Source organism: Sporofaciens sp. St.21A7, from assembly GCF_059728535.1.
Window position 1 is genome coordinate 5,125,175 of sequence record NZ_BAAGFN010000001.1, and the last position, 11,901, is coordinate 5,137,075.

Consider the following 11,901-nt stretch of genomic DNA (forward strand, 5'->3'; position numbering starts at 1 on the left):
GTGCAGACTATGAAAGAAGAACGCTATCACTTGGCGTTGGATAAATATGATAAGAATATCGTCCTCAACGCCCTCAACACCCTGCGGACACAGCAGATACAGGAGGAACGCCCCACCGAGCCTGTTGACGAGCTGATAAGCAGGGTGGCATTCGCCCCGACCAAGAAAGTAAAGGTCGCCCCGTGCAAGTGCCATGAAGAACGGTGATGATTATAAGGCGGGCTTAATCCTCTCTTTATGCGGGCTTGTTCCTGTCGTGTGGCTTGCCCTGCTGACTGCCCCTTATGTCAGCGGCGGCATCGTGGAGATAATCGGCAACTTATCCGCAGCAATCGAGAATCCGTTTTCCATAACGGTATGCGGGGACAGCGTAAGGACTGTCCTTATTTTCCTGCTTGCCTACGGCATGGGAATCGGCGTTTATTTCTCCACACGCAGGAACTACCGCAAAGGGGAGGAACACGGCTCTGCTAAATGGGGCAACGCAGGCACTCTCAATAAAAAGTACCGAGATAAAGACGCATCGGAAAACAAGCTGCTGACCCAGAGCGTCCGCATCGGGCTTGACGGGAAGAAACACCGCAGGAACTTAAATATCCTCGTGGTGGGCGGCTCTGGCGCAGGAAAGACCAGATTTTTTTGTAAGCCCAACGTCATGCAGTGCAACACGTCAATGGTAATCTTAGACCCGAAAGGCGAGATTGTCCGTGACACGGGCGGGCTTCTGGAAAAGAAAGGCTATGAGGTGCGTGTGCTTGATTTAATCAACATGCACAAAAGCCACTGCTACAACCCGTTTGTGTATCTAAGAAACGACAACGACGTGCAGAGGTTGGTAACAAATTTATTTAAGGCGACCACGCCGAAAGGAAGCCAGTCGCAAGACCCGTTCTGGGACACGGCGGCGAGTATGCTGCTATTGTCCCTCGTGTTCTATCTGAAATACGAAGCCCCGCCAGACGAGCAGAATTTCCCGATGGTGATGGAGCTTTTAAGGGCGGGCGAGGTAAGGGAGGACGACGACAGCTATGTAAGCCCGCTTGACGAGCTGTTTGACCGCTTGGAAATGGTGAACCCAGAGCATATCGCCCTCAAATATTACCGTGACTACCACAGCGGGAGTGCCAAGACGCTAAAGAGCATCCAGATAACCCTTGCCGCAAGGCTTGAGAAGTTCAATCTGGAAAGCCTTGCATCCTTGACCGCTACGGACGAGCTGGATTTGCCGTCTTTGGGCGAGAAGAAAGTCGCACTGTTCGCACTGATACCAGACAACGACACCAGTTTCAATTTCCTTGTGTCGCTGTTATACACGCAGCTATTCCAACAGCTATTTTATCTCGCAGACCATAAATACGGCGGGAGCCTGCCCGTCCACTGCCAGTTCATTATGGATGAATTTGCGAACGTCAGTTTGCCCGATGACTTTGACAAGATACTGTCAGTTATGAGGTCAAGGGGCGTGTCCGTTTCGATTATCCTGCAAAATCTGGCACAGCTTAAAGCCCTGTTTGAGAAACAGTGGGAAAGCATCGTCGGGAACGCCGATGAGTTCCTCTACCTGGGCGGCAACGAGCAGAGTACCCATAAGTTTGTAAGTGAGCTTCTTGGAAAAGCCACGATAGACACGAACACCTACGGGAAAAGCTCTGGGCGGAGCGGCAATTATTCCACCAACTACCAGATTTCGGGGCGTGAGCTTTTAACACCAGACGAGGTGCGTATGCTAGACAACCGCTACGCACTTCTTTTTGTGCGTGGGGAACGCCCCGTCATGGATTTGAAGTACGACATTTTGAAACACCCGAACGTGAAACTGACCGCCGACGGCGGGAAGCCGCCGTATATCCACGGCGAGCCGACGCAGGCGGTCGCAACCTTTGTGTTTGGCGGGGATATTCCAAAAGACGCTGTTGCGCTTAATCCTGTCAGCACTTCCTATGAGCTTCTGTCCGATGAGGACTTGGAAGAAATATTCAATTTATAAGGAGGATTTACCCTATGAAACTTTTTCAGAAAAACGAGAAGAAAGCAACCCAGAAACTGCCGATGACAAGCAAGGTAAAAAAGGGCTTCCGCCATTACTGCGTGGCGGTGCTTGCCGTTATGATGGTATTTGGCACATCCATGACTGCCTTTGCCGCCAATGACCCGATTGCCGTTGTCAACAACCTCTCCAATTTCATCTTCGGTCTGATACGGGCGGTCGGGATGATTATGCTCGGTTTCGGCATCGTGCAGGTCGGCTTGTCGCTGAAATCCCACGACCCGTCCCAGAGGGCGAACGGCTTCCTCACGCTGGCGGGCGGCGTTGTGATTACCTTTGCAAAGGAGATTTTGACCCTCATCACAGGCTAATCCAAAACAGACTGAAATAACAGACTGACACAAGACAGGATAACGGGGCAGATCCGCTCTTCGGGACTTGCCCCGCTATCAAATTTTAAGAACGGAGGTGGTCGAATGTCAGACAACTGGGTAGTCCAGAACTTGGAGAACGCCCTTGACACATGGAATGAAAAGTTAGCCGAGATATGGCAGCTCATCACCCAATCCCCCGAAACCTTTAAGGGCGGTGCGATATGGAAAGTCATCGTTGACATCCACGGGGCGTTGCAAGCTATCGGGCTTGCCCTGCTCGTGCTGTTCTTTGTCGTGGGCGTGATGCGTACCTGCGGCGACTTCGCAAGCGTGAAGAAGCCCGAACACGCCTTGAAGCTGTTCATCCGCTTCGCCCTTGCGAAAGGTGCGGTCACTTACGGCTTGGAGCTGATGATAGCTCTGTTTAAAATCGTGCAGGGCGTGATTTCCGCCATTATGAAAGCCGCAGGCTTTGGCTCGGCGCAAAAGACCGTCTTGCCGCAGGAGATTGTGACAGCCGTGGAGGACTGCGGCTTTTTCGAGAGCATCCCCTTATGGGCAGTCACGCTGATAGGCGGGCTGTTTATCACGGTATTGTCGTTCATTATGATAATGTCGGTGTATGGGAGATTTTTCAAGCTATATTTATATACCGCCATCGCCCCCGTGCCGCTGTCCTCGTTTGCAGGAGAGCCGAGCCAGAGCGTGGGAAAGAGCTTCATCAAGAGCTACTCCGCCGTGTGCCTTGAGGGGGCAATCATCGTGCTTGCCTGCATCATCTTCTCGGTGTTTGCGGCGTCCCCGCCCGCAGTCAACCCCGATGCGGCGGCGGTCACGATGGTATGGGGCTATATCGGGGAATTGGTATTCAATATGCTCGTCCTTGTCGGTGCGGTCAAGATGGCAGACCGTGTGGTAAGGGAAATGATGGGCTTGTAATTATCCAACAGGAAAGGAAAATTGAAATGAAAAAAGAAACGAAGTATTGCCAGAATTATGATATCCATTTGTTAAATGGAGAAGTCATCGGGGCTTCTGAAGCCTATGACCTGCCTGCGGAAAAAGGGCTGGTCGGAAAATTTGAAAAAGCTGACGATAACGAGATATTTGAAATCGGGGATGCCATTTCTGGATTTGCATATATCCCAAAACGCAGCATCCTCTTTATTTCGACGGGGGATGTCGGGGAGGAGGGGTGCTGATATGGAAGTCAAGATAAATAAGGAAATCCGCAACTACACGGAATCCATGTTCTTCGGGCTGTCGATGCGGCAGTTCCTGTTTTCCGTGCTTGCCTGCGGCGTGGCGGTCGGCTTGTTCTTCCTGCTCCGTGGCAGGTTCGGGACGGAAACATTGAGCTGGATGTGCATCTTGGGGGCTTCCCCTTTTGCGGTCATGGGCTTTGTAAGGTACAACGGCATGACCGCCGAGCAGTTTGTGTGGGCGTGGATAAAGTCGCAGTTTCTGATGCCGAAGAAGATTTTGTTTGTTCCAGAGAATTTATATTACGAAGCGGTGAAGCAGGCACTGGACGCACATGAAAAAGGCTTGCCCGCCGTGCAGGATAAGAAAAAGAAAAAATGCAGGAGGGCAAGGCGCAATGCGGCAAAGGAGCGGAGAAAACAGGCTGAAAAATCCAGAAAGAAAAATAAGAAATTAAGAAAGCGTAAGGAGGTAGACTATGATTAAGACGCTGAAAACGCTGTTCAAGCAGGACAGGGAGAAATTCATTGTGCCAAAGTCGGTGCAGACGGTCATCCCGTTAAAGACCATGTGGGAGGACGGCATCTTCCTTGTGGGCAGGAACAAATACGCAAAGACATTCAAGTTTGAGGACATCAACTACGCCGTGGCGAGCCGTGAGGACAAGGAAGCGATGTTCCTCGAATACTCGGAGCTTCTTAACGCCCTCGACAGCGGGGCGACCACGAAAATCACGATAAACAACCGCAGGCTCAATAAGGCGGATTTTGAGCAGACCATCTTAATCCCGATGGCGGAGGACGATTTGGATAAATACCGTAAGGAATACAACAAGATGCTGCTTGACAAGGCGACGGGGGCAAACTCCACCGTGCAGGACAAATATGTAACCGTTTCCGTCTGCAAGAAGAACATCGAGGAAGCGAGGAATTATTTTGCCCGTGTCGGGGCTGACCTTATCGGGCATTTCAACCGCTTAGGTTCGAAGTGTACGGAACTGGATGCAAACGACAAGCTGCGTATCTTCCATGATTTTTACCGCACGGGCGAGGAAACGGCGTTCTCCTTTGACATGGCACAGACCATGCGGAAAGGTCACGATTTCAAGGACTATATCTGCCCCGACTCCTTTGAGTTCGAGAAAGATTATTTTAAGATGGGAAACCGCTACGGGCGTGTGATATTCCTCAGAGAGTACGCCGCCTATATCAAGGACAGTATGGTGGCGGAGCTTTGCGAATTAAACCGTAACATGATGCTCTCCGTGGATGTTGTTCCTGTCCCGACGGACGAAGCCGTGCGGGAGGTGGAAAACCGCCTGCTCGGTGTGGAAACCAACATCACGAACTGGCAGAGGAAACAGAACCAGAACAACAACTTTTCCGCCGTCATCCCCTACGACTTGGAGCAGCAGAGAAAAGAGAGCAAAGAGTTCCTCGACGATTTGACGACCCGTGACCAGAGGATGATGTTTGCCGTTCTTACGATGGTGCATACCGCAGATACCAAAGAGCAGCTTGACAATGACACGGAAGCCCTGCTTACGACGGCACGGAAACATCTTTGCCAGTTTGCCGTGCTGAAGTACCAGCAGATGGACGGTCTGAACACCGCCCTGCCGTTCGGCGTGAGGAAGATTGATGCGTTGAGGACGCTGACAACGGAGAGCCTTGCCGTATTTATCCCCTTCCGTGTGCAGGAAATCTACCATAAGGACGGCGTGTATTACGGGCAGAACGTCATCAGTAAAAATATGATAATCGCCAACCGCCGCCACCTGCTGAATGGAAATTCCTTTATCCTCGGCGTGTCTGGTGCAGGCAAGTCATTCACGGCAAAGGAGGAAATGACGAACATCATTCTGACCGACCCCAACGCCGATGTCTTGGTTATAGACCCAGAGCGAGAATATTCCCCGCTTGTAAAGGCAATGCAGGGCGAGGTCGTCCACATCTCGGCGACGAGCGACAACCACATCAACGCAATGGACATGAACTCTGATTACGGCGATGGTGCGAACCCCGTCATCTTGAAATCAGAGTTTATTTTGTCTTTGTGCGAACAGCTCATTGGCGGGGCAAGCCTTGGGGCAAAGCAGAAATCCATTATAGACCGCTGCACGGCAAGCGTCTACCGCTACTACCAGCAGGGCAACTATATGGGTACGCCGCCGACCTTGCAGGACTTCCGTGAGGAGCTGTTAAAGCAGGACGAGCCAGAAGCGCAGGAAATCGCCCTTGCGATTGAGCTTTTCACGGACGGCTCTCTCAACACCTTTGCCAAGCATACGAACGTGGACACCCACAGCCGCCTTATCTGCTACGATATTCTGGATTTGGGCAAGCAGTTACAGCCTATCGGTATGCTTGTTGTCCTCGACAGCATCTTAAACCGCATCACCCAGAACAGGGCGAAAGGCAGGAACACCTTTATTTTCATTGACGAGATTTATCTGCTCTTTCAGCATGAATACTCGGCGAACTTCCTCTTTACCCTCTGGAAGCGTGTGCGTAAGTACGGGGCGTACTGCACTGGAATCACACAGAATGTGGACGACCTCTTGCAGAGCCATACGGCGAGGACGATGCTTGCCAACTCTGAATTTATCATCATGCTGAACCAAGCATCCACAGACCGTATCGAGCTTGCGAAGCTCCTTAACATCTCCGATTTGCAGATGAGCTATATCACGAATGTCGGTGCGGGGCAGGGATTATTGAAAGTCGGCAGCTCCCTCGTGCCGTTCGTCAACAAATTCCCACGCAATACGGAGCTGTATAAGCTGATGACAACGAAATTTGGGGAGTGCTAAAAGGAGGGATTTTTATGTCAGAGATAAGGTTTCGCAACGCAGCCCACCGTGATTTTTTTCTGGAAAGTATGATGAAATGCAAAGTCAACGACTGCTACCACAGGGCGTTTTTCTATGTGATGGGGATTGCGGGGGAAACAAGGCAGAACATCAACGCCATGTTCGATTTTAAGACGGACTGCATCAAGCCAGAGGGGATGCACGCAGGATGGCAGACAAGCGGCACGGTCAAGGTCTGCCACCTTGCCTTTAACCTCTGGAACGGTTACGCCGAGGAGGGGCGTGAGAAACTTTTCACGCCAGAGGAATTGTTCTGCTGCGAATTCGCCCCGTATTTCATGGAGGGCATCAAGGCACGGTATCCAGAATATTGCAGGGACTTACCCACGCCCAAGAAGCAGGCGGAGCATACACGGTAACTGAAAATAAAAAAACAAGAATAAAGAAAGGAATAATTTATGAATCTGATAAACTATAAATGTATTCTCTGTACCGCCGCCGCTGTCGTCCTTTTGGGAGCGGCGGTTTTTTGCGGCTTTAAGATTTACAGCCATTACCAGCAGATAGACGAGCAGACCGAAGCCTTTGCGGAGATTGCCGAGGTTGTGGAGAACGCCGAGCCAGAGGAAGAACCGCCAAAAGATAAGGATACGTCCGTCAGCGAGGGCGAGGATATATTGGCAAAATACAAGGAACTGTATTTGCAGAATGAGGATATGGTCGGGTGGATTGCCATTGACGGAACAGGCATCAACTACCCCGTCATGCAGAGCAAGAACAATCCCAACTTCTATCTGAAACACAGCTTTGAAAAGGAATACAGCGACTTAGGCGTGCCGTATATCCAAGAGGACTGCGACATCCTAACAAGCGACAATCTGGTTATCTACGGACACCACATCAAAGGCGGCAGGATGTTCGGGGCATTGGAAGATTATAAATCCAAGAACTTTTATGAGAAGCATAAGACCATTCAGTTTGACACCCTCACGGAGCAGGCGCAGTATGAAATCATTGCCGTGTTTAAGACCGTGGCGTACAGCTCACAGGGCTACCGCTACTATGATTTTGTCAATGCGGAGAATGAAAAAGAATTTGATGCCTTTGTCGGGAAGTGCAAGGAGCTTGCCTTGTATGATACGGGCGTGACAGCCCAATACGGCGACAGGCTCATTACCCTCTCCACCTGCGAATACTCGGCACAGAACGGCAGGCTTGTCGTCGTGGCAAAAAAGGTAAACTGACATGACCGCAAATCTTCTGGGAAAGGAGGTCGGATTTTATGGCTGATATAAAGACCAGAGATGCGGTTAAAGGCACAATTAAGACGCTTGATAAGGCGGCTGTTGCAGGGGAACGCATGAAATCCGCTTACACCAAGACAAAGGACAAGGCGGAGCAGGGATATTATGCAGAGGAAAATTCCCCCACGGAATATGCCGCCGACAAGGTTTCCCATGCTTCGGGGCGTATCAAGGACGAGGGCATCCACCAATTTAATAAGCAGGGGCAGAAAAACGCTGAAGCCACAAGGGAAAATATCGGTAAGGCAAAGGATAAAATTGCCGACTTTAAGGCAAAGCGGGCGAAGAAAGCCGCAGAGCAGAAAACAATGCGGAATAAGGCAGGACAAAACGCCATGCGTACAATGGGACAGGACGGCTTGCAGGAAATACAAGGGACTGCGAGCCGTCCCGCTGTTTCTGCTACTTCTACCAAGACCGAAACGCCCCAGACGGCGGCAAACTCATTGATAAAGACCAGACAGCAGGGAAAGCGGACGATAAAGACAACCGCCAGAAATGCGGAAAAAACCGTCAAGACCACAGCCAAAGGCACGGTCAAGGCGACGGAAAAAGGCGTGAAAACCGCAAAGGCGACATCCAAGACAGCGATTAAGACCAGGTCGCAGACCGTAAAGGCGGCGCAGAAAACGGCGAAAGCGTCTGCCAAAGCCGCCCAGAAAGCGGCGCAGACAGCGAAAGCCACCGCAAAGGCGACAGCCGAAGCAACGAAAGGCACGGTCAAGGCGACCATTGCGGCAGTTAAGGCGATTATCGCAGGGGCTAAGGCGTTGATTTCTGCCCTTATCGCAGGCGGCTGGATTGCCGTCGTGATAATCCTCATCGTCGTCCTGCTTGGGTGCGCCGTTTCCCTGTTCGGGGGCGGCAGCGACAGCACATCCTATACCCCTGTCAGTGCGGAGGTCGAAGCCTACACGCCATTGATACAGAAGTATGCGAAGCAGTACGGAATCCCCGAATATGTGGAGCTTATCAAGGCGGTGATGATGCAGGAATCTGGCGGTAAAGGCAACGACCCGATGCAGGCGGCGGAGGGGAGCTTCAACAAAAAGTACCCCCATCAGCCGAACGGCATCAAAGACCCCGAATATTCCATTGAGTGCGGCGTGCAGGAATTAAAAGCCGCCCTCACATCAGCCGAAGTGGAAAGCCCGATTGACATGGAGCGTATCAAGCTCGCCCTGCAGGGATACAACTTCGGCAACGGGTATATCTCATGGGCAAAGACCAACTACGGCGGCTATTCCTATGCAAATGCGGTGGAGTTTTCCGCAATGCAGGCACAGCGGCTCGGTTGGGAGAAATACGGTGACACGCAGTACCCCGCCCATGTGTTACGCTACTACCCATACGGGCGGGCATTCACAAGCGGAGGAAACCAAGCCATTGTAGAAGTTGCCTTAACACAGCTCGGCAACGAGGGCGGGCAGCCTTATTGGAGCTGGTATGGATTTGGCGGGCGTGTGGAATGGTGTGCCTGCTTCGCATCGTGGTGTGCCGACCAGTGCGGCTATCTGGAAAGCGGAATTGTGCCGAAATTCTCCCTCTGCTCGGACGGCGTAAACTGGTTCAAGGGCAAAGGACAGTGGCAGGACAAGAACTATGAGCCGCAGGCAGGCGACCTCATTTTCTTTGATTGGGGGAGCAACGGCTCAATCGACCATGTGGGAATCGTGGAGAGATGCGAGAATGGGACGGTTTACACCGTGGAGGGTAACTCTGGGGATGCCTGCAAACAGCAGAGCTATCCAGTTGGGAGCGGCTCAATATACGGCTACGGATGCCCAAACTATTAGTTGGGCGGAGCAAAAGGAAACCAGAGGTCAATCCTCTGGCTCTTTTGCTTTACATAGCCCGTTTACAGTTGCTTCGACAACAGACAGTTCTTTGTCATCCAGTCGGTCAAGCATAGCATCCAAACGTCTTCGGATAGAACTTTTCTTTGCTTTTTCCTCAGTATGTATATGTTCGTCAACTGATACATCAAACATTGTGATAAGTTGAAGAAACAGCTCTATGCTTGGATACTGCCCCTCATTTTCAACAGCTTGAAGATGTCTGGGATTATAATCAATAATCTCCGCAAACTGTTCTCTGGTCACGCCTTGAGCTTTACGGGCTTTTTTGATTGCCAGTCCTAACGGTCTGAAATCAAAGTCAAAATCGTTGTTTCTTTTGTCCATGCGTTCACCACCTGTACTCTGAAAACTTTTACCCTTATATTTTACAGAGGTGTGGTATCCTACTAAACGATGTGAAATCCTATTTGCATAATTGTTGCTATTTATATAAGCGGTTATAATAGATGTAAATTAGCACATAAATGGATGTTCTTTCTAAAATTTCACATTCGCTCCATATTGGAGTGTTAAACTGAAAAAAGAGGTGATTTATATGGCGACATTACTTATTGTTGAAGATGACCGAAAAACAAATGAAGCGATTTGCGAGTATTTGAAATTAGCGGGACACAAATTAATTCCTGCGTATGACGGGGAATCTGCGCTGCAATGTTTTAGCAATAGCAGGATTGACTTAATTGTACTTGACATTATGCTTCCAAAAATATCGGGGCTTTCTGTTTTGCATGAAATCAGAGAAAAAAGTTCTGTCCCGATACTTATGCTAACAGCAATAGGGGACGAATATACACAAGTTTCCAGCTTTGACGGACAGGCAGATGACTATATCGTAAAACCCTTTTCCATGATTTTGTTAGGGCGGCGCATTACTGCACTTTTAAGAAGAAGCGGAAAGGGGATTTTACCAGATACAATCGAATTTGGAAATGTAATTGTAGATTTTTTAGGTTATACAGCAAAAGATGACAATGGAAAAATCGACGTTACTCCAAAAGAGATTGACTTGCTGAAATTGTTTGTGGAGCATAAAGGACTGGTTCTGACCCGTTCTCAGATACTTGACGATTTATGGGGCGACAGCCATCCTATTATTGACAGGACAGTAGATACTTATATAAAAAACCTGCGAAAAAAACTGCATCTTGACTGCATTGTTACTGTAAAAGGAATTGGATATAAATATGAGGTGGACTAATATGGCACGAATAAAAATATTTCCTAAAACATTTTTATATACATTGAGCGTCTTGATATTTATTGTAATAACTGCACATGGCATCATGTATGTTCTTGCCCCGCAAATATCTTTAGGGCTTGTTGGCGAGAAAGGAATGGAACTGGACGGATTTTTCGTCAGTACGGACGTAGATGCCTCACAGTTTGTAACATTTACGATAAAACGTGCCCTGCCTGTTTCTGTTTCCTGTTGTATCGTGATTGCCATTGTCTGTGCTGCACTTTTTTCCAGAAGCATAACACGAAATATTTGTCATTTATCAGAAACAGCGCAGCGCATGACAAAAATGGATAAATCTGCGATATGTTCTGTAACTTCGGGAGATGAAATTGAAGATTTGGCAGAGAATATCAATAGCCTTTATAGGAATTTGCTGAAGGCAATCCATAATCTTGAATTAGAAAAAAAGTATGTGCAGGAAAGCGAGAAATTGAAAATAGATTTTTTACGTGCGGCTTCCCACGAATTAAAAACGCCTGTTACTGCTTTAAACGCCACTCTTGAAAATATGATACTTGGAGTAGGAAAATATCAAGACTATGACGTATATCTGCCAGAGTGCAAAGAAATAACAGAACAGCTTTCCGAGATGATACATGAAATTTTAGAAACATCCAAAATGAATATTACAAATGAAGAAAAACCGACCGAAATAAATTTGCCAGAACTGCTCACAAACCTTTGTGAGCCATATAAACTGATTGCCGCTGCAAACGAGATAAATTTTTCTGTCTGCCTGCCACAACATTTTACAGTCAGTATACCCATTTCCTTATTTGAAAAGGCAGTTTCTAATATTCTTGCAAATGCAGTTGCATATACAGAAAGCGGGAAGCTGATTTCTGTTTCTATGGATGGCAGAAATCTTGTTGTTGAAAATGAATGTGTCCCTGTTCGTCAATCCGAAATCCCCCGGTTGTTTGAGCCATTTTACCGTCTTGATTATGCAAGAAGCAGAGAGCAAGGAGGAAATGGCTTAGGCTTGTATATTGTGGACACTATTTTTTCTGCACTTTCTATTCCATATACATTTCAAGCGAAAGACAATCCGCAAAGAATGTGTTTTACTATATATTTATGATGAAAAACCCTCCGATGTTTCGGAGGATTTTTTTCTTCCGT

Annotated in this window: 13 protein-coding genes; 12 read left to right on the forward strand and 1 reads right to left on the reverse strand. The window is 48.8% G+C overall.

Annotated elements, in window-relative coordinates; all coding sequences use genetic code 11:
- Positions 1–9: 9 nt before the first annotated feature.
- From AC6I3O_RS25360 to AC6I3O_RS25405, 10 genes are all read left to right on the forward strand, one after another.
- Positions 10–207 carry a hypothetical protein gene (locus AC6I3O_RS25360; RefSeq protein ID WP_016221079.1) on the forward strand — a complete coding sequence of 66 codons (198 nt, stop codon included), beginning with the start codon at positions 10–12 and terminating at the stop codon, positions 205–207.
- Positions 194–1,987, forward strand: a complete 1,794-nt coding sequence (locus tag AC6I3O_RS25365) for a VirD4-like conjugal transfer protein, CD1115 family (protein WP_016221080.1) — start codon at positions 194–196, stop codon at positions 1,985–1,987. Before AC6I3O_RS25360 ends, AC6I3O_RS25365 begins: the two co-directional genes overlap by 14 nt.
- Positions 1,988–2,001: 14 nt before the next feature.
- Positions 2,002–2,358: a hypothetical protein gene (locus AC6I3O_RS25370; protein WP_016221081.1), complete on the forward strand. Its 357-nt coding sequence runs from the start codon at positions 2,002–2,004 to the stop codon at positions 2,356–2,358.
- Positions 2,359–2,463: 105 nt separating this feature from the next.
- The gene (locus AC6I3O_RS25375) at positions 2,464–3,300 is read left to right on the forward strand and encodes a VirB6/TrbL-like conjugal transfer protein, CD1112 family (RefSeq protein WP_497853257.1); all 837 of its coding nucleotides are present in this window, start codon (positions 2,464–2,466) and stop codon (positions 3,298–3,300) included.
- A 26-nt stretch (positions 3,301–3,326) separates the two neighbouring features.
- On the forward strand, positions 3,327–3,563 hold the full coding sequence (locus AC6I3O_RS25380; RefSeq protein ID WP_257465224.1) for a hypothetical protein: 237 nt from the start codon (positions 3,327–3,329) through the stop codon (positions 3,561–3,563).
- Between the two features lies 1 nt (position 3,564).
- The gene (locus AC6I3O_RS25385; protein WP_257465225.1) at positions 3,565–4,050 is read left to right on the forward strand and encodes a PrgI family protein; all 486 of its coding nucleotides are present in this window, start codon (positions 3,565–3,567) and stop codon (positions 4,048–4,050) included.
- Entirely contained in the window at positions 4,043–6,376 is a 2,334-nt protein-coding gene (locus tag AC6I3O_RS25390) for a VirB4-like conjugal transfer ATPase, CD1110 family (protein ID WP_497853258.1), read from the forward strand. Before AC6I3O_RS25385 ends, AC6I3O_RS25390 begins: the two co-directional genes overlap by 8 nt.
- A 14-nt stretch (positions 6,377–6,390) precedes the next feature.
- Complete coding sequence (locus AC6I3O_RS25395) at positions 6,391–6,795, forward strand: DUF6075 family protein (RefSeq protein ID WP_016303340.1); 405 nt, start codon at positions 6,391–6,393, stop codon at positions 6,793–6,795.
- Positions 6,796–6,834: 39 nt separating this feature from the next.
- Entirely contained in the window at positions 6,835–7,620 is a 786-nt protein-coding gene (gene srtB / locus AC6I3O_RS25400) for a class B sortase (protein WP_497853259.1), read from the forward strand.
- A 38-nt stretch (positions 7,621–7,658) separates the two neighbouring features.
- Positions 7,659–9,476 (forward strand): lysozyme family protein, encoded by a 1,818-nt coding sequence (locus tag AC6I3O_RS25405; protein ID WP_497853260.1) that lies wholly within the window; start codon positions 7,659–7,661, stop codon positions 9,474–9,476.
- A 27-nt stretch (positions 9,477–9,503) separates the two neighbouring features.
- Here AC6I3O_RS25405 and AC6I3O_RS25410 read toward each other — a convergent pair whose 3' ends face one another.
- A complete protein-coding gene (locus AC6I3O_RS25410; protein ID WP_016221089.1) occupies positions 9,504–9,863 on the reverse strand; it encodes a helix-turn-helix transcriptional regulator in 360 nt (119 codons plus the stop codon).
- Positions 9,864–10,074: 211 nt separating this feature from the next.
- Here AC6I3O_RS25410 and AC6I3O_RS25415 point away from each other — a divergent pair, with 211 nt between their 5' ends.
- Positions 10,075–10,737, forward strand: coding sequence for a response regulator transcription factor (locus tag AC6I3O_RS25415; RefSeq protein WP_016221090.1), 663 nt, complete (start codon positions 10,075–10,077; stop codon positions 10,735–10,737).
- Position 10,738: 1 nt separating this feature from the next.
- Entirely contained in the window at positions 10,739–11,860 is a 1,122-nt protein-coding gene (locus AC6I3O_RS25420) for a HAMP domain-containing sensor histidine kinase (RefSeq protein WP_016221091.1), read from the forward strand.
- Positions 11,861–11,901: the final 41 nt, after the last annotated feature.